22 protein-coding genes are annotated in these 23,437 nt (G+C 64.7%); 7 read left to right on the plus strand and 15 right to left on the minus strand.

The genetic code is table 11. The annotated features are described in order from the left end of the window. Positions 1-177 precede the first annotated feature (177 nt). The 3 genes from OC446_RS15780 to OC446_RS15790 are packed head-to-tail and all read right to left on the minus strand — an operon-like array spanning position 178 to position 3,301. Complete coding sequence (locus tag OC446_RS15780; RefSeq protein ID WP_262029971.1) at positions 178-1,173, minus strand: Hsp33 family molecular chaperone; 996 nt, start codon at positions 1,171-1,173, stop codon at positions 178-180. Then, the gene (gene argF / locus OC446_RS15785; RefSeq protein WP_262029972.1) at positions 1,170-2,096 is read right to left on the minus strand and encodes an ornithine carbamoyltransferase; all 927 of its coding nucleotides are present in this window, start codon (positions 2,094-2,096) and stop codon (positions 1,170-1,172) included. The genes OC446_RS15780 and argF overlap by 4 nt, the downstream gene beginning before the upstream one ends. Further along, positions 2,093-3,301, minus strand: coding sequence for an aspartate aminotransferase family protein (locus tag OC446_RS15790; protein ID WP_262029973.1), 1,209 nt, complete (start codon positions 3,299-3,301; stop codon positions 2,093-2,095). Before OC446_RS15790 ends, argF begins: the two co-directional genes overlap by 4 nt. Positions 3,302-3,672: 371 nt before the next feature. Between OC446_RS15790 and OC446_RS15795 the strand changes: the two genes are divergently transcribed. Continuing rightward, positions 3,673-4,209 carry a GcrA family cell cycle regulator gene (locus OC446_RS15795; RefSeq protein ID WP_262029974.1) on the plus strand — a complete coding sequence of 179 codons (537 nt, stop codon included), beginning with the start codon at positions 3,673-3,675 and terminating at the stop codon, positions 4,207-4,209. A 242-nt stretch (positions 4,210-4,451) separates the two neighbouring features. Here the strand turns inward: OC446_RS15795 and phoB are convergent, their stop codons facing one another. The 8 genes from phoB to OC446_RS15835 form a co-directional block, all read right to left on the minus strand. Beyond that, positions 4,452-5,168, minus strand: coding sequence for a phosphate regulon transcriptional regulator PhoB (phoB, locus tag OC446_RS15800; protein ID WP_262029975.1), 717 nt, complete (start codon positions 5,166-5,168; stop codon positions 4,452-4,454). A 3-nt stretch (positions 5,169-5,171) separates the two neighbouring features. After that, a complete protein-coding gene (phoU, locus tag OC446_RS15805; RefSeq protein ID WP_262029976.1) occupies positions 5,172-5,885 on the minus strand; it encodes a phosphate signaling complex protein PhoU in 714 nt (237 codons plus the stop codon). Between the two features lie 28 nt (positions 5,886-5,913). Next, the gene (gene pstB, locus OC446_RS15810) at positions 5,914-6,732 is read right to left on the minus strand and encodes a phosphate ABC transporter ATP-binding protein PstB (RefSeq protein WP_262029977.1); all 819 of its coding nucleotides are present in this window, start codon (positions 6,730-6,732) and stop codon (positions 5,914-5,916) included. Continuing rightward, positions 6,729-7,625, minus strand: a complete 897-nt coding sequence (gene pstA, locus OC446_RS15815; RefSeq protein WP_262029978.1) for a phosphate ABC transporter permease PstA — start codon at positions 7,623-7,625, stop codon at positions 6,729-6,731. The genes pstB and pstA overlap by 4 nt, the downstream gene beginning before the upstream one ends. A gap of 8 nt (positions 7,626-7,633) precedes the next feature. After that, positions 7,634-8,569: a phosphate ABC transporter permease subunit PstC gene (gene pstC, locus OC446_RS15820; RefSeq protein WP_262030031.1), complete on the minus strand. Its 936-nt coding sequence runs from the start codon at positions 8,567-8,569 to the stop codon at positions 7,634-7,636. Positions 8,570-8,641: 72 nt separating this feature from the next. Next, entirely contained in the window at positions 8,642-9,685 is a 1,044-nt protein-coding gene (gene pstS, locus OC446_RS15825; RefSeq protein ID WP_262029979.1) for a phosphate ABC transporter substrate-binding protein PstS, read from the minus strand. 269 nt (positions 9,686-9,954) lie between these two features. Then, entirely contained in the window at positions 9,955-11,253 is a 1,299-nt protein-coding gene (locus OC446_RS15830) for an ATP-binding protein (protein WP_262029980.1), read from the minus strand. 53 nt (positions 11,254-11,306) lie between these two features. Next, positions 11,307-12,332 carry a lysylphosphatidylglycerol synthase domain-containing protein gene (locus OC446_RS15835; RefSeq protein ID WP_262029981.1) on the minus strand — a complete coding sequence of 342 codons (1,026 nt, stop codon included), beginning with the start codon at positions 12,330-12,332 and terminating at the stop codon, positions 11,307-11,309. 289 nt (positions 12,333-12,621) lie between these two features. On the opposite strand from OC446_RS15835, the gene OC446_RS15840 reads away from it, so the two are divergent. Next, positions 12,622-14,013 carry a sensor histidine kinase gene (locus OC446_RS15840; RefSeq protein ID WP_262029982.1) on the plus strand — a complete coding sequence of 464 codons (1,392 nt, stop codon included), beginning with the start codon at positions 12,622-12,624 and terminating at the stop codon, positions 14,011-14,013. A gap of 6 nt (positions 14,014-14,019) precedes the next feature. Further along, positions 14,020-14,565, plus strand: a complete 546-nt coding sequence (gene cobU, locus OC446_RS15845; protein ID WP_262029983.1) for a bifunctional adenosylcobinamide kinase/adenosylcobinamide-phosphate guanylyltransferase — start codon at positions 14,020-14,022, stop codon at positions 14,563-14,565. A gap of 9 nt (positions 14,566-14,574) precedes the next feature. Here cobU and OC446_RS15850 read toward each other — a convergent pair whose 3' ends face one another. Next, a complete protein-coding gene (locus tag OC446_RS15850; RefSeq protein WP_262029984.1) occupies positions 14,575-15,384 on the minus strand; it encodes an ABC transporter substrate-binding protein in 810 nt (269 codons plus the stop codon). Between the two features lie 535 nt (positions 15,385-15,919). Here OC446_RS15850 and OC446_RS15855 point away from each other — a divergent pair. Next, positions 15,920-17,080: a lytic transglycosylase domain-containing protein gene (locus tag OC446_RS15855; protein ID WP_262029985.1), complete on the plus strand. Its 1,161-nt coding sequence runs from the start codon at positions 15,920-15,922 to the stop codon at positions 17,078-17,080. Here OC446_RS15855 and OC446_RS15860 read toward each other — a convergent pair. Both OC446_RS15860 and OC446_RS15865 read right to left on the minus strand, forming a co-directional pair. Then, positions 17,032-18,342 (minus strand): MFS transporter, encoded by a 1,311-nt coding sequence (locus OC446_RS15860; protein WP_262029986.1) that lies wholly within the window; start codon positions 18,340-18,342, stop codon positions 17,032-17,034. The genes OC446_RS15855 and OC446_RS15860 overlap by 49 nt on opposite strands. Before the next feature lie 156 nt (positions 18,343-18,498). Then, positions 18,499-18,729 carry a hypothetical protein gene (locus OC446_RS15865; RefSeq protein ID WP_262029987.1) on the minus strand — a complete coding sequence of 77 codons (231 nt, stop codon included), beginning with the start codon at positions 18,727-18,729 and terminating at the stop codon, positions 18,499-18,501. A 189-nt stretch (positions 18,730-18,918) separates the two neighbouring features. On the opposite strand from OC446_RS15865, the gene ggt reads away from it, so the two are divergent. The 3 genes from ggt to OC446_RS15880 all read left to right on the plus strand — a co-directional run bounded on the left by ggt (position 18,919) and on the right by OC446_RS15880 (position 22,919). After that, positions 18,919-20,676 (plus strand): gamma-glutamyltransferase, encoded by a 1,758-nt coding sequence (gene ggt / locus OC446_RS15870; protein ID WP_262029988.1) that lies wholly within the window; start codon positions 18,919-18,921, stop codon positions 20,674-20,676. 64 nt (positions 20,677-20,740) lie between these two features. Continuing rightward, entirely contained in the window at positions 20,741-21,646 is a 906-nt protein-coding gene (gene rfbD, locus OC446_RS15875) for a dTDP-4-dehydrorhamnose reductase (protein ID WP_262029989.1), read from the plus strand. Positions 21,647-21,728: 82 nt separating this feature from the next. Beyond that, positions 21,729-22,919, plus strand: coding sequence for an O-succinylhomoserine sulfhydrylase (locus tag OC446_RS15880; protein WP_262029990.1), 1,191 nt, complete (start codon positions 21,729-21,731; stop codon positions 22,917-22,919). Here the strand turns inward: OC446_RS15880 and OC446_RS15885 are convergent. Beyond that, complete coding sequence (locus OC446_RS15885; RefSeq protein WP_262029991.1) at positions 22,894-23,424, minus strand: DUF2243 domain-containing protein; 531 nt, start codon at positions 23,422-23,424, stop codon at positions 22,894-22,896. The two genes, OC446_RS15880 and OC446_RS15885, sit on opposite strands and share 26 nt — an antisense overlap. Between the last annotated feature and the right edge of the window lie 13 nt (positions 23,425-23,437).

Here is a 23,437-nt window from a genome sequence, read left to right on the forward strand (position 1 = left end):
CCTACGCGATCAGACCCCGTGGCAAAACGCTTGACGAAAAACACAGTCGCTGAGGAGCAGACGCAGTCTGCGTCTCGAAGGAGCGTCCAGTGCTCGCTGGAACCTCCTTCGAGACGGTCGCTACGCGACCTCCTCAGGATGAGGTGAGAGGGTGTTGGTGGGCCGATTTAAGCGTGGTTAGTCAGATGCTTCGGACTTTGCGATCTCGGCTTCCACATCGGCCGGATCGAGATCGTAGAAGCGCGAGCAGAACTCGCAGGTGATGCCGATGCGACCGTTGTCGCCGCCCATGTCGCGACGGTCTTCCGCCGAGAAGCGGCGCATCATGCCCATGATGCGCTCGTGCGAGCAGGTGCACTCCTCATGCACGTGCTGGCCCTCGAAGACGCGCACGCCGCGCTCGTGGAACAGGCGGTAGAGCAGCGTCTCGCTGGAAACGGTCGGATCGACCAGCTCGTGATCCTCGACCGTGCCGACCAGGGACTTGGCTTCGAGCCAAGCATCGTCCTCGGACGGCGTGGCGAGATCGTGGGAGGGATGTCCCTCCGGGATATCGCCGGGATCGAGATCCGCCTGCCGCAGGCGCTCCGGCGAGGAGGGCAGGAACTGGATCATGAGGCCGCCCGCGCGATAGGTATGGCGGCCGTTCTCGAACTGCTCGGCCACCGCGAGGCGTACCTGCGTGGGGATCTGCTCGGACTGGCGGAAATACTGATGCGCCGCTTCTTCGAACCCCTGGCCTTCGAGGGCGACGACGCCCTGGTAGCGGCTGCGCTCGGAGCCCTGGTCGATGGTCATGGCCAGATAGCCCGTGCCGAGGAGCTCACCCGTGCCGATCGAAGCAGATTCGAGGGCCTCGAGCTTGTCCTTGTCGAACCGGGCGGTGGCGCGCAGGCGGTCCGGCGCGTTGAAATCGACCACCACCATGTCGATGATGCCGTCGGTCTTCGTCTGCAGCTGGAAGCGCCCCTCGAGCTTGAGGGATGCGCCGAGCATGACCGTCAGAGCCGCGGCCTCGCCGATGACGCGGGCCACCTGGTCGGGATAGCCGTGGCGGGCCAGGATCGTGTCGATGGAGGCTCCGAGACGCACCACGCGCCCGCGCACGTCGAGAGGCTCGACCGCGAACGGCAGGACGACGTCGTCGTTTCCTTCAAGCGAAGCTGAACTCATGCGTTTGCCGCTCCCAGGCACCAGGCCAGGATGCCCTTCTGTGCGTGAAGCCGGTTCTCGGCCTCGTCGAAGACTACGGATTGCGGACCGTCCATGACCTCATCCGTCACCTCCTCGCCGCGATGGGCGGGAAGGCAATGCATGAAGATCGCGTCCTTGTCGGCCACGCCCATGAGCCTGCCGTTGACCTGATAGGGCTTGAGCAGGTTCTGGCGGCGGAACTCGTCGTCGTCGCCCATGGACACCCAGCAATCGGTGACGATCGCATGGGCGCCCTCGGCGGCCTCGAAGGCATCGGTGGTCACGCTGATCCTGGCCCCTTCCTGTTTCGCCCAGGACAAAAGCTCCGGGCGCGGGGCAAGTTCCGGCGGGGAAGCGATCTTCAGGGTGAAATCGAGGCGCGCCGCCGCATGGATCCAGGAGGCCAGCACGTTGTTGGCATCGCCCGTCCAGGCGATTGTCCGGCCTTGAATAGAGCCGCGATGCTCCTCGAAGGTCATGATGTCGGCCATGATCTGGCACGGATGCGTGGTCTTGGTCAGGCCGTTGATCACCGGGATCGAGGCATATTCGGCCAGTTCCGTCACCATGGCATGATCGAGGGTGCGGATCATGATGGCGTCCACGTAGCGCGAGAGGACGCGGGCCGTGTCGGCGATGCTCTCACCACGGCCGAGCTGCATTTCCTTGCCGGTGAGCATGAGGGTCTCGCCGCCGAGCTCGCGCATGCCCACGTCGAAAGACACGCGGGTGCGGGTGGACGGCTTGTCGAACACCATCGCCAGGACCTTGCCCTCGAGCGGCCGGTCCTTGGGCTTCTCGCCGCGGCGGCGCTTGGCCTTGAGCTCCAGGCCGATATTCAGGAGGTGCCGGATCTCCGCGCCGGAAAAATCGCTGAGATCGAGGAAATGGCGGGTCTTCATTGAACTGCTCCCGGCTGAGCGGTGGTCTTCTGCTCAGCCTCGATGGCCGCACAGGCGGCGTCCAGACGATTGATGGCTTCTCCGAGATCGGCTTCCGTGATGATCAGCGGCGGCAGAAGTCGGACGACGTTGTCGCCGGCCCCGATCACGATGAGCTTCTGCTCGCGGGCGGCGTTGACGAAATCCGTGTTGGGGACGACGGTGCGCAGGCCCATCATGAGCCCCTGCCCCCTCACCTCGGCGATGACGCTCGGATGGCGGTCTTTCAGCTCGGCGAGGCGCTGCTTGAGCAGCAGGCCCTTGCGCTCGACGCCCTCCAGGAAGCCGGGCTCCAGGATCACGTCGAGCACGGCATTCCCGACCGCCATGGCAAGCGGGTTGCCGCCGAAGGTCGTGCCGTGGGTGCCGAGGGTCAGCCCCTTGCCGGCCTCCGCCGTGGCGAGGCAGGCGCCCAGCGGGAAGCCGCCGCCGATGCCCTTGGCGACCGTCATGATGTCGGGGGTCACCCCGCTCCATTCATAGGCGAAGAGCTTGCCGGTGCGGCCGACGCCGGTCTGGATCTCGTCGAAGATCAGGAGCAGACCATTCTGGTCGCACAGGGCGCGCAGCTCGCGCAGGAAGGCGGGCGAGACGCTGCGGACGCCGCCCTCACCCTGGATCGGCTCGATCATCAGGGCCGCCGTCTGAGGGCCGATGACGGCCTTCAGGGCCTCCAGGTCCTCCACGGGAACCTGGTCGAAGCCCTGCACCTTGGGCCCGAAGCCTTCCAGATACTTGGCCTGGCCGCCGGCCGCGATGGTGCCCAGGGTCCGCCCGTGGAAGGCGCCCTCGAAGGTCACGATGTGGAAGCGCTCGGGGTTGCCGTTCACATGGTGATAGCGGCGCGCCATCTTGATCGCCGCCTCGTTCGCCTCGGCGCCCGAATTGGTGAAGAAGACGAAATCCGCGAAGGTGTTGTCGACCAGCCGCTGGGCGAGACGCTCGCCCTCGGGGATCTGGAACAGGTTGGAGCTGTGCCAGATCTTGGAGGCCTGCTCGGTCAGGGCCTTCACCAGATGCGGGTGGGCGTGGCCGAGGGCGTTCACCGCGATGCCGGCGCCGAAATCCAGGTATCGCTCGCCATCTCGGCCGTAGAGCCAGGGGCCCTCTCCCTTCTCGAAGGAAAGCTCGGCGCGGGCAAAAGTCGGCAGCAATGGCGATGTCACGGGTTGTCTCCGCCTAGAGAGGCCCAAGGTCGCACCCGGGGCCGAAAAAGAAAGCGCCGCCCCATCGAGGGCGGCACGGCGGGGATTCTAACGAGGTGCGAGACCCTGTCAATTCAAGAGAAATGAAGTCACTCATCACAAGGAATTTTTGCCTGGGGCGAGTTCCTTGGGGAAAACGACATGGCCTGTTCGGGGACTCTTGCGCCGGAGTCCACCCATCCTGTAACTTCAGGGCAGTCGAGTACAGCATTCGTGCGGCGGCATTCACCCTCAGGAGCGATCCTCGCAACGCGGTCGGACATCAAACCCTGTCCGCGAGGCATCTGGGATTCTGAGCTTGAAAGCCCGACACGATGGAGGCGAGTTTAAAAATGATGGATGCGGGTGGAACTTGGACGGACGAGCGGGTCGAGCTTCTCAAGAAGCTCTGGACCGATGGTTTGAGCGCGAGCCAGATCGCCGCCGAGCTTGGCAACGTCACCCGCAACGCGGTGATCGGCAAGGTTCACCGCCTCGGCCTGTCGGGCCGAGCCAAGGATGCGAAACCGGCCGCTTCCGTGGCCGCGCGCCCGCGCAAGGCGACCCGCGCCCCGAGCGCCCCGGCCCCGATCACGCCCCAGCCCCACGCCAACAACGTGGTGCTGGCTCCAATCCCGATGCAGCCTGTGGCCGAGGCGCCCGTGGCCTATGTCGAGGACGACGTCGCCATTCCCATGTCCGAGCGCGTGACCATCATGGACCTGCGCGAGTCCATGTGCCGCTGGCCGATGGGCGACCCGACGAAGCCGGAATTCCGCTTCTGCGGCGCCCGCTCGATCACGGGGCTGCCCTACTGCACCCACCACGCCCGCATCGCCTACCAGCCGGTGGCCGACCGCAAGCGTGAGCGGAAGCTGGCCCGCGCTTAGAATCGAAATTCCCCAAGCAAAAGGCCGCGCTGATGGATCTCAGCGCGGCCTTTTTGTTTTAATTTCTCGGGTCTGGCTCGTCTGTCTGCTTTTCCGAGCCCTCATCCTGAGGGGATTGCGCCAGCAATCCGTCTCGAAGGACGAGGGCGGTTCCAGTGTCCTCGGGATCCTCCTTCGAGACGCCGCTTTCAGCGGCTCCTCAGGATGAGGACAAAGATTGATGAGGCCGACTGCTGAATGCTTCAGGCGTCCAGCGCCTGCTCCTCGCGGGCGAAGGTTTCGTCGAAGGAATAGCCGGCGCCGCGCACGGTCCGGATGGGGTCGGGCCGGCGGGGCAGGTTGATGGCCTTGCGCAGGCGGCCCACATGCACGTCCACGGTGCGCTCGTCGATATAGACGTCGTGGCCCCAGACGGCGTTGAGCAGATGCTCGCGGGAAAAGACGCGGCCGGGGCTCTGCATCAGGAATTCGAGGAGACGGAACTCGGTCGGCCCCAGATGGAGCTCCTGTCCGGCGCGGCGCACGCGGTGGGTCTCACGGTCGAGCTCGATGTCCCCGGCCCTGAGAAGCGTCGCGATATGGGCGGGCTTCGCCCGGCGCAGAAGCGCGCGGACCCGCGCCAGCAGCTCCGGCACCGAGAAAGGCTTGACGATGTAGTCGTCGGCGCCGGTCGAGAGGCCGCGGATCCGGTCGCCCTCCTCACCCCGGGCCGTGAGCATGATCACCGGCAGGCGCTCGGTTTCCGTGCGGGCCCGGATGCGGCGGCAGAGCTCGATCCCGGACAGGCCCGGCAGCATCCAATCGAGCAGCACGATGTCGGGAACCTGCTCGCGCAGGCGGATCTCCGCCTCGTCGCCCCGTGAGACGCCGTCCACCTCGTAGCCTTCGGCCTCGAGGTTGTAGCGCAGGAGCAGCATCAGCGGTTCTTCGTCCTCGACGATCAGAACGCGAGGTCCCATGGTTCAGGCTCCGGGTGCGACCGTCGCGTCGATGGAGCGGTCGTTCTTAGGCCGGTCGATGGCCAATGTTTCGCCCGTGACGAGGTAGTGAACGGTCTCGGCAATGTTGGTGGTATGGTCGCCGATGCGCTCGATGTTCTTGGCGCAGAAGAGAAGATGCGTGCAGAACGAGATGTTGCGCGGATCCTCCATCATGTAGGTCAGGAGCTCGCGGAACAGGGAGGTGTAGAGCGCGTCGATGGCGCCGTCCCGCTTCCACACGTCGAGGGCCTTCGCGGTGTCCTTCTGCGCATAGGCGTCGAGCACGTCCTTGAGCTGCCCGAGCACCAGGTCGCCCATGTGCTGGAGCCCGACGACGATCTTCTGCGGCTGGAAGTCGTCGCCGATGGCAAGGGCCCGCTTGCCGATATTCTTCGCCATGTCGCCGATGCGCTCGACGTCGCCGGAGATGCGGATCGCCGAGATGGTCTCGCGCAGGTCGACCGCGAGCGGCTGGCGCCGCGCGATGGTGAGGATCGCATTCTCCTCCACCTCCCGCTGCAGCACGTCGAGGCGCTTGTCGGACGCCACGACCACCTGAGCGAGCGCCCTGTCGTGGCGCACGAGGGCCACGATGGAATCGACCAGCATCTTCTCGGCGATGCCGCCCATCTCGGAGATGCGCTGCCGGAGACCCTGCAGGTCGTTGTCGTAGGAGCTGACGATATGCTCCGCCATGGGATAGGCCTCCCTTGAAGCGCTTCGGTCAGCCGAAGCGGCCCGTGATGTAATCCTGAGTCTGTTTCTTGGTCGGGTTCATGAACATCTTGGTGGTCGGCCCGAACTCAATGAGCTCGCCGAGATACATGAACGCCGTGAACTGCGAGATGCGCGCCGCCTGCTGCATGTTGTGCGTCACGATCACGATGGTGAATTCCGAGCGGAGCTGCTCGATCAGCTCCTCGATCTTGCCCGTCGAGATCGGATCGAGCGCCGAGGTCGGCTCGTCGAGCAGGATCACCTCCGGCCGCTGCGCGATGGTGCGCGCGATGCACAGGCGCTGCTGCTGGCCGCCCGACAGGCCCATGCCCGACTGGCGCAGCTTGTCCTTCGCCTCGTCCCAGAGAGCCGCCTTGCGCAGCGCTTCCTCGACGCGCCCGTCCAGCTCGGATTTCGGCAGCCTCTCATAGAGTTTGATGCCGAAGGCGATGTTGTCGTAGATCGACATGGGGAACGGCGTCGGCTTCTGGAACACCATGCCGACGCGGGCGCGCAGCTCGTTCACGTCGACGTTGGGCGAAAGCACGTTCTGCCCGTCGAGCAGGATCTGTCCGTCGGCGCGCTGCTCGGGATAGAGGCTGTAGATGCGGTTGAAGGTGCGCAGCAGGGTCGACTTCCCGCAGCCGGACGGGCCGATGAGGGCCGTCACCTGGCGGTCGTAGAAATCGATCGAGACGTCCTTCAGGCTGCGGAAATCGCCGTAGTAGAAGTTCAGGTTCTTGACAGCGATGCGCACCGGCGCTCGGGTATCCGCAGCCGCCGCGTTTCCGATGGCGCTGCTCGTGTTGAGGGCAATCGTGCTCATCGGACTCTATCCTTCCTCAGGATCAGGCGTGCCACGACGGACAGCGCCAGGATCGACATGGTGATAATGAGGGCGCCGGCCCAGGCGAGCTCGCGCCAGTTCTCGTAAGGCGCCAGCGCGAACTGGTAGATCGTGACGGGCAGGTTCGAGACGCCGCCCATCAGGGTCGGGCTGAACCAGAAGGTGTTGTTGAGGGCGGTGAAGAGGAGCGGTGCGGTCTCGCCCGCGATACGCGCGGTGGCGAGGATCACGCCCGTCACCATGCCGGCGCGGGCCGCCTTCCAGCTGATCTTCACGATCACCTTGGACATGGGTGCGCCGAGCGCCGCGCCGGCTTCGCGCAGGGATCCCGGCACGAGGCGCAGCATGTCTTCCGTCGAACGGACGATCACTGGGATGGCGATGATCGCCAGGGCGACGCCGCCGGCCCAGCCCGAATAACCGCCCATCGGCTGCACCATGAGAATGTAGACGAAGAGACCGATCAGGATGCTCGGCGCGGCGAGCAGGATGTCGTTCACGAAGCGGATGACCGTGGCGAGAACCGAGCCCTTGCCGTATTCGGCCAGGTAGGTTCCGGCGAGCACGCCGATGGGCGTCGCCACCACGATGCCGAGTGTGGTGAGCACGAGGCTGCCCACGATGGCGTTGGCGATGCCGCCACCCTGCGTTCCGGGCCCCGGAGTCGTCTCCGTGAACACGGCGGGCGAAAGGCCGCCGATGCCCTCATAGAGAAGCATCAGCAGGATCCAGCCGAGAACGAAGGCGCCCAGCAGGGTGAACAGGGTGCAGGCGATCTTGAGCACGCGGTCGGCCAGATAGCGGCTGCGGCGCACACGGCCCCAGGGCGCGGGAGCAGCAGTCGGGGCGTGGTTGTCGATGACGGTATCCATCCTTCACCTCAGGGGGTCTTCACGCGGGCGATCAGAAGGCGCGCGAGAGCAAGAACGATGAAAGTGACCACGAACAGGATGCAGCCGAGGGCCAGCAGGGCGCTCATATGCAAGCCGGACGCCTCGTTGAACTCGTTCGCGATGCGGGAGGCGATGGTCGAGCTCGGATCGAAGAGCGACAGGGACAGGCGGTTCGCGTTTCCGATCACGAAGGTGACCGCCATCGTCTCGCCGAGGGCGCGTCCGAGGCCGAGCATGACGGCGCCGATGATGCTGACGCCCGCCTGGGGGAGCAGGACGTGGCGCACCACTTCCCACGTGGTGCAGCCGATGCCGTAGGCGCTCTCGCGCAGGATGCTGGGGATCTGGTCCAGCATGTCGCGCGTGATCGACGCGATGAAAGGAATGATCATGATCGCCAGGATGATTCCCGCCGTCAGCATGCCGACACCGGACGGCACGCGCGCATAGAGGATCGTTCCGAGGATCGGCATGCCCTCCACGATGTTTGTGAGCGGGACCTGCACGTAGTTGGCGAAGAGCGGGGCGAAGACGAAGAGGCCCCACATGCCGTAGATGATGCTGGGCACCGCGGCCAGCAGCTCGATGACGGTCGAGACCGGGCGCCGGAGCCAGGACGGACAGAGCTGCGTGAGGAAGATCGCGATCCCGATCGAGATCGGCACGCCGATCACGAGGGCGATCAGGGCCGAGGTCAACGTGCCGGCGATGGCGACCCAGGCGCCGAACTGCTCGCCGCCCACGTTCCAGATGCTGGACGTGACGAAGCCGAAGCCGAACTCCTGGAAGGCGGGCCATCCGCCGTAAATCATCGTGCCGATGATTCCGGCCAGGACGGCGAGAACGATCAGGGCAGAGCCGTAGCTGGCCCAGCGGAAGCCCTGATCGAACACGGGTGACGTGCGGCGGCGGACGGGCTGCATGTTGTTCGACACGATGATCTCATCAGACAAAACAGCCATCCGCCTTACTCCATCAACAGGTCGGGGACCAGCTTACATCTTGTAGACGGGCTGGCCGGCGCTGGTCTTGATGTCCTTCGACCAGGTCGAGCGGATCTGCTCCACGACGTTGTCCGGCAGCGGGACATAGTCGAGGTCGGAGGCCAGCTTGTCGCCGTTCTTGAAGGACCATTCGAAGAACTTCAGCACCTCGGCGGTCTGCTCCGGCTTCTCCGCGGTCTTGTAGACCAGGATGAAGGTGGGGTTCGTGATCGGCCAGGCGTCGTCGCCGGCCTGATTGGTCAGCGAGATGCCGAAGCCGGGAGCCGACGACCAGTCGGCGCTGGCGGCGGCGGCCTGGAATGACTTGATCTCAGGCTGCGGGTACTTGCCGGCCTTGTTCTGGAGCAGGATGTAGGGAATGTTGTTCTGCTTGGCGTAGGCGTACTCGACATAGCCGATCGAGTTCGGAACCTGCTTCACCGTCGCGGCGACGCCCTCGTTGCCCTTGCCGCCCTGGCCGATCGGCCAGTTGACTGTGGTGCCGGCGCCGAGCTCGCCCTTCCAGGCATCGGAGACCTGCGACAGGTAGGTGGTGAACACGCTGGTCGTGCCCGAGGCATCGGAGCGGTAGACCGGGGTGATGTTGGCGTTCGGCAGGTTCACGCCGGCGTTCAGCTGGGCGATCTTGGGATCGTTCCACTTGGCGATCTTGCCCTGGAAGATGTCGGCGAGAACCTGGCCCGTCAGCTTGATCTGGCCGGGCTGGACGCCCTGGATGTTCACGACGGGGACGACGGCGCCCATCACGGTCGGGAACTGCAGAAGGCCGTTCTTCTCGAGGTCCGCACCCTTCATCGGGGCATCGGTGGCGCCGAAATCGACGGTCTTGGCCTGAATTTGCTTGATGCCGCCGCCGGAACCGATCGACTGGTAATTCATGCCGTTGCCCGTCTCCTTCTTGTAGGCCTCGGCCCACTTGGAATAGACCGGGAACGGGAAGGTCGCGCCTGCGCCGGTGATGTCAGCAGCAGAGGCCGTGGTCGTAAGGCTAGCGACGGCGAGGCCGGCCGCGAGGGCGTAGGACATAATCTTCACGATAAGTCTCCTGTTCATGCAAGCGCGACAGGCCGCCCAGAGCATCGGACCCAAAAGTGGATTGCACTTTTGGGATCCATCCGATGCTCCAGCTTTACTGGTGCATCGCTGATGCGGAAAACCGGTTTCCACTTTTCCGCACGATGCACCCGAAGCCTCGGCCGCGTCACGCGATGGGACAGCTAGGCCCGACGGATGTCTCCTCTACGACAGTTGGATGACAATTAAATGACACCCCCATTTGATCCCTCGGGAGGTGCGCCACCGCCCTACGGATGAGGCCTCGCCTCTGGCAGCCGGACCGTGAAGCGGGCGCCCTGCCCCGGCTCGCTCGCGATGTCGAGGTGGCCGCGGTGGCGGTTGACGATGTGCTTGACGATGGCGAGCCCGAGGCCCGTTCCGCCCTTGTCCCGGCTCTGCGCGACATCGACCCGGTAGAACCGCTCGGTCAGGCGCGGCAGGTGCTCGGGCGCGATGCCCGGGCCGTAATCCTGCACGGAAAAGGCGACCTGCGGCACCGGCTCACCGGTCCGGACGACCTCCACGTCCACCCGGCCGCCGCTCTCGCCGTATTTGACCGCGTTCTCGATCAGGTTCTCGGCAACGCGCAGGAGCTCGTCCCGGTCGCCGAGAACGAGAACCGGCTTATCCGGCAGGGTCGCCTGGATGACCACCCCCCTCTCCCTGGCCAGGGGCGAGAGGGTTTCCACCATCTGGGACGCGATGGCCGCGAGGTCGACCGTCTGGGTGGGGGACAGGTGGGCACGCATCTCGATGCGCGAGAGGGACAGGAGATCGTCGATCAGGCGCTTCATGCGCTGCGCCTGGCCCTTCATGATATCGAGGAATTTCTCCCTGGCTTTGGCGTCGTCACGGGCAGGCCCCTGAAGGGTTTCGACGAAGCCCAGAAGAGAAGCCAGGGGCGTGCGCAGCTCGTGGCTCGCATTGGCAACGAAATCGGCCCGCATGGCCTCCAGCCGTCGGGCCGAGGTGAGATCGCGGAAGAACAGGACCACGCCCGCACCCACGTCCGCGTCAGCGACATCCGCTTGCAGGGGGCCGATATGGACCTCGAAAGTCCGCTCCGTCGGGATGCGCTCCGAATACTCGACCTTGAGGGCTTGGCCGCTGTCCATCACCTCCTGGATGCCGTCGAGCACGTCCGGGGTGCGCAGGGCGAAGGACAGGGGGTGGCCAGTCTTCAGTCCCGCCAGAAGATCGTAGGCGGCCCGGTTTGCCTGGATCACCACCGCCCGCTGACCCACCAGGATGACCGGATCCGGAATCTGGGCCAGAACCGCCTCGGCCACGCTGGAGCGGGAATTCGCCTTTGGCTGCGACGTGATCTTGGTCCCGAGCCCTAGACCGCGCTTGGGGCCGGCAACGAGGAAGCCCGCCAGGATGGCGATCGCGGCCCAGACCAGGAGCCATAAGTCCCCGTGGCCGCGCGCTAACGAAACGGACACCAGCACGAAGCAGGTCACGACTGTTCCGCGCAAGGCGGCATCACGGATCGGAGAGGCGCTCTGTCGGAGGGGATCCGGCGCGAGGCCGTCGGGTTCGCTCATGGGGAATGTCTCGGAGGCGCGGCCCGCCTTTTTAGGGGAGGCCGGCTCCGGTGTCATCTCCCGCCGAGCTCGACCTCGCCCGTCAACTCGTCCTCGTCGGGCTTGAAGGACAGTCGCGCGGCCCGGATGCGGTTGCGGATCTCGTAGGCCCCGAGGATTGCCAGGGCGATCACGAAGGGAACGAGGTAATAGCAGAGGCGGTAGAGGAGCAGCGCCCCCAGGACCTGCTCCCGGGGATAGTTCGACAGCGCCAGGAGGATGGTGGCCTCGAAGACTCCGAGCCCACCCGGCGCATGGCTCGCCACACCGAGCATGACGGCGAAGATATAGACCGCCAGGAAGGTCTCGAAGCTGAGATGATGACCGCCGGGCAGGAGGACAAAGAGCACGCCGGCCCCGGCGCAGACGTCGCCTGCGCCGATCAGGATCTGAGCCAGGGACAGGCGAAAGCCCGGCAGTTCCAGCTTCCAGCCCTGGATCTTCACGGCGCGGCGCTTGATCGAGACCCAGACCATGTAGCCGATGACGAACACAGCGGCGCCCAAACCCACGAGCTGATTCATCCAGATATGGGTATAGACGAGGCTCGCCAGCTCGTCGGCCTTGCTGATCAGGCTCCAGGCGAGGACCAGCGCCATCCCGAGCCAGAAGGTCACCCCAGCGATCACGGTCAGGCTCGCCACCCGTCCAGGGCTGACCCCCTTGGGGGAGTAGATCCAGTAGCGGACCGTGCCGGCCGTCAGCAGCGGAAAGCCAAGCGTGAAGCTCACCGCGTAGCTTGTGAAGGAGGCGAGCGCGGTCGTTCGGTAGGGAACCTGCAGCTTGAGCTGCCGCAGGGCGATGGCGTCGTAGCAGGTCAGCAGGCTGTAGCTGATGGCGGTGAGAAGGACCGCAAGACCAATCTGGCGCACGCTGGCGGCCGTGAAAGCAGCTTTCAGTTCGTTGACGTCAATTTCCGATACGATGTGCCAGAGAACCACCAACGACGCGCCGAACAGGAGAACGCTCGCCGCCATCCCAATCCAGGCGAACCGGCGGGATCGGCGCTCCTTCGGATGAAGGGCTTCGGCAGAGGACATCTCCGGCTCGGGCACCGGGCGGGGGCTCAAATCATTCATGAAAACGGTCTATCAGCCTCAACGTGGAAACGATCGCATCGGGTATGAGGGCTGTCCTGCATCTATGCTCTGGCCGGAGAAACCGCCAGACGTCGGGGGCCTTTTAATGGTTTCGGCAGGCTGACGCTACTCTTTCGCCGGAGAAATCGCCGCGAACGACCGATGTGGGTTGCCAGCCTGGAAAAAGGCCTACAACAATGATTCTGTTGCATCGGAGACTTGGCTGCAGGGTCGGGCCTGGGAGTTTTGAGTGGATTTCAAGGAAACGGAAACGCAATTTGCTGTTCTGGCGGAATCTCTGCCGCAACTCGTCTGGTCTTCCCGCCCCGATGGATCCGTCGATTACGTGAACCGCCGGTGGCGTGAGTTCACGGGTCTCTCCAGCGAGCAGCTTCTCGGAAACGGCTGGGAAGCGGCCATTCATCCTGACGATCTGCCCGAAGTCCTGGAGCATTGGCGCCGGTCCCTGGATGCCGGACAGGATTATGAATGGGAATACCGGGTCAGAACGGCGGCGGGCGATTACGAATGGTTCCTCAGCCGGGCCATCCCGATCCAGGACCTGACGGGAAAAATCACCCGCTGGTTCGGCACGAGCACCAACATCAATGCCCAGAAGAAGGCCGACGAGACCATCCGCCTGCTCGAGTGCCAGTACCGGCTCGCTCTTGAGGCCGCCGATCTCGGAACCTGGCAGATCGACCTGAACAAGAACCTGATCACCTGGGACGAGGGCTCATGCGCCCTCTACCACATTCCCCATAACGGTTTGTACAGCCTGACCCTGGAAGACGCCTGGGCGATGATCCACCCGGAGGATGTGGAAGGGGTCAAGGAGCGGATCGCAGCGGCCGCTGCTCCCGGATCGGACGGCAAGTACGACAGCGAGTATCGCGCCATCCTGCCGGATGGAAGGCTTCGCTGGTTCCGGTCGCACGGGCAGGCTGTCTATGCGAACGAAGACAATACCCGGCGCGCCATCAGCCTCTACGGCGTCGTCAGCGACATCACCGAGCATCATGCCCTGGAAGAGGCGCAGAAGCTTCTAACCCGGGAACTCAACCATCGCGTGAAGAACCTGTTCGCTATCGCCAACGGCATGGTTTCGATGACCGCCCGCACGGCGAAGGACACGAAGGACATGGCCAATGCCCTGCGCGGGCGCCTGAGCGCCCTGTCGCGGGCTCATGAGCTGGTGCAGCCCGTCTCGGCGGGCGAGCCGGGCAAGGGCACGGACGTGGAACTCGCGCGGCTGATCGAGGCGGTTCTCGAGCCCTATCGGCAGGCCGACCAGAACAGGATCGCCATCGAAGGACCGATTGTCCTCGTCGGATCCAACACGACCACGAGCTTGGCCCTGGTTCTGCACGAACTCGCAACGAATGCGGCCAAATACGGCTGCCTGTCGTGCCCGGAGGGCCAATTGTCCATCCGGTGGAGCGTGCAGGACGAGAATGTCGATCTTCACTGGACCGAGACCTGCGGCCCCCATATCGAGACGCCGCCGACCTTTGAGGGGTTCGGCACCCAGCTGTCGCAGCGGAGCATCACCGGGCAGCTCGGCGGCACGCTCGACCGTGACTGGCGTCCGGAAGGCCTGTGCGTTCACATGATCCTGCCGCTCAACCGCCTGACAGCCTGATCGACGATGCTCTCCTCTCGCCGCGTCCTGGTCCTGGGCGGAGCCCGCTCCGGTAAAAGCCGCACCGCGCTGGAGCTCGCCGAGGGCGCATCGCCAGAGCGGACCTACATCGCCACGGCCCAGGCCTATGATGGGGAAATGCGCGAGCGGATTGCCCAGCATCGTGCCGAGCGCGACGAATCGTGGCGAACGCTGGACGCTCCCCTCGATCTCGTGGAGGCCGTCCGGGCGCAGGCCGGTCCCGGGCAGGCCGTGCTGGTCGATTGCCTGACCCTCTGGCTTTCCAACATCGTCCTCGCGGAGCGTGACCCTGTCCATGAGGCGGATCGGCTGGTTCAGGCCGTTCGGGATGCCGGGGGCCCGCTGATCCTGGTCTCCAACGAGGTCGGCCAGGGCATCGTGCCCGCGACACCCTTGGGACGACGCTTCCGCGACGAGCAGGGTCGCCTCAACCAGCGGATCGCGGAGGCTTGCGACGCCGTTGTGTTCGTGGCGGCAGGCTGCCCGATTCTTCTCAAGCCGGCCCCTCCCCTGCAGCTGAGGCTGGAATAGCCCCGTCTATCACCGGACCTTGGCCCGCACCTCGGCGCTCAAAGCATCAATGGCCGCGGGGGTCGAAGGACCGCCGCAGATCGTCAGGCGGCCGGGAAGCGCCAGGCGCCGCTCCTGCGGCACCGCCTCGGCAAGGGCACGATGCGCGAAAAGCGCCGTGCCGTTGTCGACCGCCCGGCTCGACGCCTCGTCGACGAGCATGAAATCCGGTGGCGCCATCACGATGGCCTCCAGCCTCGCCACGCCGCCCTGTGTCAGCCCCAAAGTCTCCTGATGCGGTCTGAAACCCATCTGGACCAGGATTTCGCCGAGCAGCGACCGGGGCCCAATGACCCAGCCACCTCGCTCGTAAACGAGGATGCTGCGTCGCCCCGGAACGCTTCCCCTCGCCTGCTCAAGGCTCTTGTCGATATGGGCAATCAGGTCCTCTCCGCGTTCCGGGTGCCCGAGCCTGCGGGCCAGGGCGCGGATCTGCTCGCGTCCGTCCTCCAGGCTCGTCCAGGGCCCGAAGGTCAGCACCTCCAGTCCCTGCCGCCTCAGAAGGGCGACCTGCTCCTGCCGGCCATAGGTGCCCGTCAGCACGAGGTCCGGCTTGGCGGAGAGGAGGGCCTCGGCGCCGCCGTCGTTCCGGGATAGTCCGGCGGCCTCGTGGGCTAGAAACGAGAGGGAAGCGTCCGCGGCCAGACGGCTCAGGGACGAGATCTGGCTCCGGTCCGCTAAGGCCAGGAGAAGCTGGTCGGTGCAGAGGTTGAGCGACGCGACCCGCGCGGGCCTCGTCTGGACCTGCGCACCGGCGGCGAAGCTTGCCAGGCACGACATCAGAACCAACGCTGCACGGCAGCTGACAGAGCGGTGGAGCATTGTGAGCGCGCTCGTCCTCCTTGACGCACAGACGGTATCATATGGGGAAGACTAGGGAAAAATGCCCTCCGGTCCGCCAGATCTGCCGCCTGTGCAAAATCCAGTTTCGACCGAGGGCCGGGCTGGGAAGGAACGCCGCCGCCGTACCCCCCTGAGCGCAGGAGATCTCCAGAAGCCAGTATTACCTCCCGCAAGGTTAACTTTATTAGGCTATTATCATCTCAACACATCGTATTATTAACCCTGCGTCATCTCGTCCCCAGTCCTTTGCGGCACAGCTAAAGCTTTTCCGTGAAAAACAAGACTTCAATGAAGATGAACGCTTATTAATAAACTCGTACGAATAGTCGCACCTTGGAACCTAACCGAATTTTTAACGCCAAGCTGACCTATTCTGGACATATCAGGCCATCACATACTTGCCCCGTCAAACGAAGAACGACCGTGCACCCGCCGTGGCGGAGAAACGGTGCATTTGTGGGGACTTATCCATATGCAAATCGCTCTGACAGCGTCTCAGGACGCGTGCCAGCAGACGGCTATTTGCCTTGAAAACGAGAAGAAGACGGGCTTCCAGTCGCTCGTTGATGCCTGCCGTCTCCCCTCGCAGGGAGGCAAAACCCTGCTGGACCTCACCAAATGCTTTGGTCTCAGCGCATGCCTGACGATTGCCATTGGGACGGCGGTCCACACACCACCTGCTTCGGCCGCTGAAGCATGGACGGCTCTGCCGCCGACCCTCGACGCCGGGCCGGACGCCATTCGGTTGCCGCCCGCCCGCAGGAACGCGCCGTTCTCCATGTTCGGAAAGGAAGCGGCGCATGCCGATCCGCTCGAAGCCATCGTTCCGGTCGCGGCCGCAGACACGACAACGGCGGAGCTTCAAAAGCAGATCATCCTGTCCATTCCCCTGACCGATGCACCGGTCTCGGACAGCGTCAGTGACCAGGAGCCGGTTTCCCGCGAGCTCACGGAATTCATGGAATTCGAGGAGATGCGCGTCCCCGTCTGGATCGTCGATACGATCCTGCGAGCGTCCAAGCTCACCGGGGCCGATCCTGTCTACATGATGGCCCTGGCGGACAAGGAATCGAGCTTCCTGCCCGGCAACAAGGCTTCCACGTCTTCCGCCGTCGGCCTGTTCCAGTTCATCACCAGCACCTGGCTCGACGCGGTCCGCTCGTTCGGTCCCCTGCATGGGCTCACGGCCGAAGCGGAGGCGATCTCAGGCACGGGGGCCAAGATCGACGTGGCGGACGCCACGATGCGCCAGCACATTCTTGGCCTGCGCCGGAACCCGTATATCTCGGCCCTCATGGCGGCCGAGATGATGAAGCGCGACAAGTCCAAGATCGAAGCCAAGCTTGGGCGGCAGCTGAGCCGATCGGAGTTTTACCTGTCACACTTCTTCGGCGTCGACAGCGCGAGTCGGTTCATCGCCCTGGTGGACGATACTCCGAAGAAGAGCGCTCCGGACGCCTTCCCGGCGGCCGCCAAGTCCAACAAGTCGCTGTTCTTCACCAAGAGCGGCAAGAAGACCCGCCAGCTCAGCGTGGCCGAGGTCTACGACAAGATCGATGGCATGATCGACAAGCGCCTCAACCGCTACGAGGCCGTATCGGCCCGTGCCACGGCGGATGCTTCGCCGTTCTGATCAGGCTCGTCCGCCACTGAGGGCAGCTCTTCGGCGGGCTGCACATCCGCACGAGTCGTCAGGCTTGCGGCGGCCGAACTGGTGGTCGCGACGACGGCGAAGCCTCCCTTGGCCGGTGAGCGGTCCACCTGGAGAATCCGCACTACGATGAAGGCGACGAGGCCGAGCGAGGCCACGCCCGAGTAGATGAACAGGCCCTGCGGCCCCATCATCTCCATGGCGGCAGCGCCGAACAGGGGGCCGACGGTGACGCCGGCGGCCCAGGAAAACAGCAGTGTCCCGACGGTGGACACGATCTGCCCCGGCTCGACGATGTCGCAGGCATGGGCCACGCAGACCGAGTAGATGCAGAGGGCCAAGCCGCCCCAGGCGGCGAAGGACCAAAGGACCAGCAGATTGGCGCCCTGGGTGCTGGCCCAGAGGATCAGAAGCGACACCAGGCTCGTCCCGGCGGCCAACCCGGCAATCACATAGCGCCTGTCGGCCCGGTCGGAGAGCCATCCGAGCGGCCATTGCATGGCGAGGCTGCCGGCCTGCAGGGCGAAGAGAAGCGCGGCGGCCTGATCCTGGCTCAATCCGATGCTGACGCCGAAGACGGGCGTGATGGCGATGACCGGGCCGTTGACCAAACCGACGACGAAAGCGCCGACCACGGCGGATGGTGCGGTGGCGAACAGCTTTCGGACCTCGATCCGCACACCCTGCGGGGCGGCCGGCTCCGTCGTGGTCGTTGCTGCGATCGGCAGGAGCGAGAGCGTGATCAGGGCGCTCACGGTCATGAACAGGCCGTCCATGCGGATATCGCCGAGTCCAATCCCAAGGGGTGACAGCATCAGGGCGACCTTGGTGCAGATCATGTAGATCGACAGGATTCGCCCGCGATGGCTCGACGTGGCGCGGGCGCTGATCCAGCCGTCCGTCACGGTGAAGATGCAAGCGAGCGTGACCCCGGTCAGGCCGCGCAGAACGATCCAAGCCCAGGTGGAATGCGCCTGGGTCATCGCAAGGATCAGGACGGCCACCACTGCTGCGAGGCTGGCGAAGGCCCGGATGTAGCCCACATGCCGGATGAAGCTCGGAGCCAGGAAGCAGCCCGTCGAGAAGCCGAGCCCGTAGGCGGCCGCCACCACGCCGATGGATGCGACCGAGATCCCCTCGGCCTGCATGCGCAGGGGCATAAGCGCTTGGAGCAGACCATTGCCGGCCTGAAGCAGGGTGGTTGCAGCCGTAATAGTCCAGATGAGGGCGAGGGAGGAGTTCACAATCGAATCGGGGATGAAAGGCGGCGGGCGCGAATGTCAGTCAGATAGAAGACAGGTGCCGCTTAAGATCAAGTTTCGATCGGAATGGACGGGGTGTTCTTTAGTCGGTTCGGCATGCCCGGCGGTCAGCCGGACATGCGAGGGAACGGCCGGACCCTAATGGCCCGGGCGGTCCTTCTGAAAGCTCGCAAAAAGATAGAAACCGTTGAAGCGCACGCCTTCCATGGCGGCCTTCCGGTCAAACCCGAGAGGCGCGTCCTGGCTTTCCATCCGCCCGCCGAATTGCCAATGCGGCTCGACGACGAATGCAGGGACGGAGCGCTCTTCCGGGACGGCGCATACCAGCCCGTCCGGTTTCGTGCTTCGGAACAGATTATATGAGTACATGTCCTGCTCCCTTATTCGCATCACGAATCGCACCCTGCCGGAAAAGAGTGACAGGAGTGTGTTATTGCATCGCAGCAAAGGCGGATTTTCTTCTTTTCATGGGTTCGATGGAAGTGGCGCAAAGGGATGATCGTTTGTTAGGCTGACCTTTCCCATGGGAACCGAAGAACCAGAGAGGAAGCCCGCCGCATGATCACTCACAACGCTCTTCGACGAAATCTTCTGAGCCTCGGCCTTCTCGCGGGCATCGCCCTGCCCGGCCCGGTCTTCGCGCAGGCTCTCGCCCCCTCGCCCGAGGCTCCCACGGGGCGCACGGCCAAATCGGTCGGAACGGCAACGAAGGACATGGTCGCGGCCGCCAATCCCCTGGCCGCGCAGGCGGGCAGGGAAATCCTGGCGGCCGGCGGAAGCGCCGTCGATGCGGCGGTTGCCGTGCAACTCGTGCTCAATCTCGTGGAGCCGCAGAGCTCCGGCATCGGCGGCGGCGCCTTCATGGTCTTCTGGGACGGGAAGACCATGACGACACTCGACGGCCGCGAGATCGCTCCGGCCGCCGCCAAGCCCGAACGCTTTCTCGGTCCCGATGGCAAGCCGATGAAGTTCTACGATGCCGTGGTCGGCGGCCGTTCGGTCGGCGTGCCGGGCACGTTGCGCCTGCTTGAGGCGGCTCACCGGAACTGGGGCAAGCTCTCCTGGCAGCAGGTGATCGAGCCGGCGGCCCGCCTTGCCGAGGAAGGCTTTGCGATCTCGCCACGCCTCAACGGGCTTCTGACCCAGGAGAAATATCTCCAGAACGATCCCGTGGCGCGAGCCTATTTCTACGAGGCGGACGGCACGCCGAAGACGGTGGGGACGATTCTCAAGAATCCGGCCTTCGCCAAGACTCTCAGGACCATCGCCGACAAAGGCGCCGATGCCTTCTACACGGGCGAGATCGCCCAGGACATCGTGACAACCGTGACGGGCCACGCCACGAATCCCGGCGACATGACCCTGGACGATCTCAAGGGCTACAAGGTCCAGGAGCGAGAGGCCCTTTGCGGGAACTACCGGACCTACCGGATCTGCGGCATGGGTCCGCCGAGCTCCGGGCAAATCGCCGTGCAGCAGATCATGGGTATCCTCGAAACGCAGGATATGGCTTCCATGAAGCCTGGGCCGGATGCGGTGCACTGGATCGCCGAGGCGGGCCGCCTGGCCTATGCCGACCGGGCGCTCTTCGTGGCCGATCCCGCCTTCGTGAACGTACCGGTCAAGGGATTGACCGATCCCGGCTATCTCAAGAGCCGCGCCTCACTGATCGATCCCGCCAAGTCCATGGGCAAGGCGAAGCCCGGCGACCCGCCCTTCCAGAAGACCTTCCTGTGGGGCCCGTCCGAGGGCATCGAGTTCGGCACGAGCCACATGTCCATCGTGGACCGCAATGGCAATGCCGTCTCTATGACGACGACCATCGAGGACGGTTTCGGATCGCGGCTGATGACGAAGAGCGGCTTTCTGCTCAACAACGAGCTGACCGACTTCTCCTTCGCCACGATGGAGGACGACAAACCGATCGCCAATCGCGTCGAGCCCGGCAAGCGCCCCCGCTCCTCCATGGCCCCGACCATCGTGCTCGACGGCAGCGGCAAGCTCTACGCGGTCGTGGGATCGCCGGGCGGAAGCCTGATCATCAACTACGTGGCCAAGACGCTGGTGGGCCTTCTCGACTGGAAGCTCGATCCTCAGGTGGCGGCCGATCTTCCCAATATGGGCAGCCGCAATGGCCCGACGGAGCTCGAGGCCGGAACGGAGGCCGAAGGCTGGAAGGCCGCTCTCGAGACGAAAGGCCACGAGGTCAAGCTGATCGACCAGAATTCGGGCATTCATGCTATCGTGGTGACGCCCGAGGGACTGGTCGGCGGCGCCGACAGCCGCCGCGAAGGCGTTGCCATCGGCAATGACTGATCTTGCCTAGGCGGCCCTGTTCGGATAGGGCCGCTTCCATCATCGAAGAGGATTGCGGGTGTCCATGCGTATCATCGTCGTCGGCAAGGAGGGTCAGGTCGCGCGCGCCCTGGCGGAGCGTGCGCGGGCCCATGGCGCGCAGGCCGTGCTCGTCGGCCGCCCCAAGCTCGATCTTGCCGATCCGTCAGGCATCGAAGACGCCCTGATCGAAACCCGTGGCGACGTGATCGTGAACGCCGCCGCCTACACGGCCGTGGACCAGGCTGAATCGGACCGGGAGCTGGCCGAGGCCATCAACGGCATCGGCGCCGGCGTCGCGGCCGGTGCAGCGACGGCCATGAACGTGCCCATCATTCACCTGTCCACGGATTACGTCTTCGACGGCACGGCCGACCGCCCCTACCGCGAGGACGATCCGGTTTCGCCGCTGGGCGTCTACGGGGCCTCGAAGCTCCTGGGCGAGGAAGCCGTGGCGGCCGAGGCGGAGAACCACGTGATCCTCCGCACCGCCTGGGTCTACAGCCCCTTCGGCAAGAATTTCGTGAAGACCATGCTGCGCCTCGCAGCCGACCGTGACGAACTCGGGGTGGTGGGAGACCAGTACGGATCGCCCACGAGCGCCCACGACATTGCCGACGGCATCTTCGCGGTCAGCCGCAATCTCCTCGAAAGGCCGGAAGACCGAAACCTGCGCGGACTGTTTCACATGACGGGAACGGGCTTCGCGAGCTGGGCGGAATTCGCCACGGAGATCTTCGCCCTGTCCGCACGGTTCGGCGGTCCATCGGCCAAGGTCAGGCCGATCGCAACGGCCGATTATCCGACGCCGGCCCAGCGCCCGGCCAATTCCAGGCTCGATTGCGGCAAGCTGAAGGAGGTCCACGGGGTCGCGCTTCCGCCCTGGCGCTCCTCGCTCGAGCCCTGCGTGAAGCGGCTGATCGAAGAGGCGCGCAAGGAAGTCTTGCGCTGACGGCCGAGAGAGAAGGATATTATGAAACTTTCCGCAGAATAAGACGATTGTTCTTTTAAAAGAACAATCGTAGGATCGTTTCATGACCGAGCCGCAGCCACCCGAGTATCGCCTGGAAACCCGCCTCGTCCACGAGGGCCATCAACGCACGCCCTTCGGCGAGACGTCGGAAGCGCTCTTCCTGACCCAGGGCTTCGTCTACGAGAGCGCGGAAAGCGCCGAGCGACGCTTTTTGAACGAGGAGCCCGGCTACAGCTACAGCCGCTATTCCAACCCCACGGTCGATGCCTTCGAGCAGCGCATCGCCTCTCTCGAAGGCGCCGAGACGGCCCGGGCGACCGCGAGCGGCATGGCCGCCGTTACGGCAGCCATGGTTGGGCAGGTCCAAGCCGGTGACCACGTGGTGGCGGCGCGTGCGCTTTTCGGCTCCTGCCGGTGGGTGGTGGAGGATCTCCTGCCCCGCTTCGGCGTCGGCTGCACCCTCGTCGATGGCGGCGATCTCGACCAATGGCGTGCGGCGGTGCGGCCGGAGACGAAGGCTTTTCTGCTGGAAACGCCGACCAATCCGGGCCTGGATATCATCGACATCGCGGCTGTCGCGGCCATTGCGCACGAGGCCGGCGCGACCCTGACCGTCGACAACGTCTTTGCCACACCCCTCTTCCAGAAGCCCCTCGCTCTCGGGGCCGATTGCGTGGTCTATTCCGCGACCAAGCACATCGACGGACAGGGTCGATGTCTGGGCGGTGTAATCCTGGGCTCGACCGAGTTCATCGAGACCAAGGTGCAGCAGTTCCTGCGTATGACAGGACCTTCCATATCGCCTTTCAATGCCTGGGTGCTCCTGAAAGGCTTGGAGACGCTTCCCCTGCGGGTCGAGAAGCAGACGGCGACCGCCGGCTACCTCGCGGATGCGCTCCATGACCACCCCAAGCTCCAGCGGCTGACCTATCCGGGACGCCCGGATCACCCCCAGGCCGAGCTGATCCGACGGCAGATGAGCGGCGCCTCGACGATGATCGCCTTAGACGTAAAGGGCGGAAAAGCCGGGGCCTTCCGCTTTCTGAACGCCCTCAGGCTCATCCGGATTTCGAACAACCTGGGCGACGCGAAGAGCCTCGTCACCCATCCGGCCACAACCACCCACCAGCGGTTCACCCCGGAGCAGCGGGCGCAGATGAGCATTCCGGACGGCCTGGTGCGCCTGTCCGTCGGGCTGGAGCATCGTGATGACCTGTTGGAAGATCTTACCACTGCCCTTGAGAGCGTCTGACTTCCAACCGGGAGCCGGTCTCGCGCCGGCCTGAACGGAGAAGCAGCCAGCCGCCGACCAGCATGGCCGCACCCCAGACCAGGAAGCCGACGTCCCAGATGATCCATTGCTCCCGGGGCACGGTTTCGTTGACGTGGTGGATGCCGAGGAGCTGATGATTGACGAGACCCTCGACCACGTTGAACAGCCCGAAGCCGATCAGCAGGGTGCCGAAGAGAAGCTTGGTCGACCAGCGGATATGGGTACGCCGCGCCGCCCGCCAGAGAAGCCACAGGCCGACGGCAACGAACATGTAGGTGAGCACGTGGAAGAGACCGTCCCAGAACGTGTTGATCTTCAGGTTCTCGAGGCTGTCGGGCGGGTAGCCCGCATTCGTGACCATGTGGTGCCATTGCAGCAGCTGGTGCAGGACGATGCCGTCGAAGAAGCCACCGAGGCCGAGACCGAAGAAGATACCGGCCGAAACCGGAAAGCCTGCGCTTTCACGTGAAGTCTCACTCTCCATGGCGCATCGAGCC

Source organism: Microvirga sp. Mcv34, assembly GCF_024519725.1.
Lineage (GTDB): Bacteria > Pseudomonadota > Alphaproteobacteria > Rhizobiales > Beijerinckiaceae > Microvirga.

What these genes read in the sequence shown, in the direction of transcription:
- pstC (WP_262030031.1), bottom strand. Translation starts at nt 8,569, where the DNA reads ATGCAGCCCGTCCGCCGCCGCACGTCACCCGTGTTCGATCAGGGCTTC.
- OC446_RS15835 (WP_262029981.1), bottom strand. Translation starts at nt 12,332, where the DNA reads ATGTCCTCTGCCGAAGCCCTTCATCCGAAGGAGCGCCGATCCCGCCGG.
- OC446_RS15855 (WP_262029985.1), top strand. Translation starts at nt 15,920, where the DNA reads ATGCAAATCGCTCTGACAGCGTCTCAGGACGCGTGCCAGCAGACGGCT.
- ggt (WP_262029988.1), top strand. Translation starts at nt 18,919, where the DNA reads ATGATCACTCACAACGCTCTTCGACGAAATCTTCTGAGCCTCGGCCTT.
- phoU (WP_262029976.1), bottom strand. Translation starts at nt 5,885, where the DNA reads ATGGCGGAGCATATCGTCAGCTCCTACGACAACGACCTGCAGGGTCTC.
- cobU (WP_262029983.1), top strand. Translation starts at nt 14,020, where the DNA reads ATGCTCTCCTCTCGCCGCGTCCTGGTCCTGGGCGGAGCCCGCTCCGGT.
- OC446_RS15880 (WP_262029990.1), top strand. Translation starts at nt 21,729, where the DNA reads ATGACCGAGCCGCAGCCACCCGAGTATCGCCTGGAAACCCGCCTCGTC.
- OC446_RS15865 (WP_262029987.1), bottom strand. Translation starts at nt 18,729, where the DNA reads ATGTACTCATATAATCTGTTCCGAAGCACGAAACCGGACGGGCTGGTA.
- rfbD (WP_262029989.1), top strand. Translation starts at nt 20,741, where the DNA reads ATGCGTATCATCGTCGTCGGCAAGGAGGGTCAGGTCGCGCGCGCCCTG.
- pstB (WP_262029977.1), bottom strand. Translation starts at nt 6,732, where the DNA reads ATGAGCACGATTGCCCTCAACACGAGCAGCGCCATCGGAAACGCGGCG.
- pstA (WP_262029978.1), bottom strand. Translation starts at nt 7,625, where the DNA reads ATGGATACCGTCATCGACAACCACGCCCCGACTGCTGCTCCCGCGCCC.
- OC446_RS15795 (WP_262029974.1), top strand. Translation starts at nt 3,673, where the DNA reads ATGATGGATGCGGGTGGAACTTGGACGGACGAGCGGGTCGAGCTTCTC.
- OC446_RS15850 (WP_262029984.1), bottom strand. Translation starts at nt 15,384, where the DNA reads ATGTCGTGCCTGGCAAGCTTCGCCGCCGGTGCGCAGGTCCAGACGAGG.
- argF (WP_262029972.1), bottom strand. Translation starts at nt 2,096, where the DNA reads ATGAAGACCCGCCATTTCCTCGATCTCAGCGATTTTTCCGGCGCGGAG.
- OC446_RS15780 (WP_262029971.1), bottom strand. Translation starts at nt 1,173, where the DNA reads ATGAGTTCAGCTTCGCTTGAAGGAAACGACGACGTCGTCCTGCCGTTC.
- OC446_RS15830 (WP_262029980.1), bottom strand. Translation starts at nt 11,253, where the DNA reads ATGAGCGAACCCGACGGCCTCGCGCCGGATCCCCTCCGACAGAGCGCC.
- OC446_RS15885 (WP_262029991.1), bottom strand. Translation starts at nt 23,424, where the DNA reads ATGGAGAGTGAGACTTCACGTGAAAGCGCAGGCTTTCCGGTTTCGGCC.
- phoB (WP_262029975.1), bottom strand. Translation starts at nt 5,168, where the DNA reads ATGGGACCTCGCGTTCTGATCGTCGAGGACGAAGAACCGCTGATGCTG.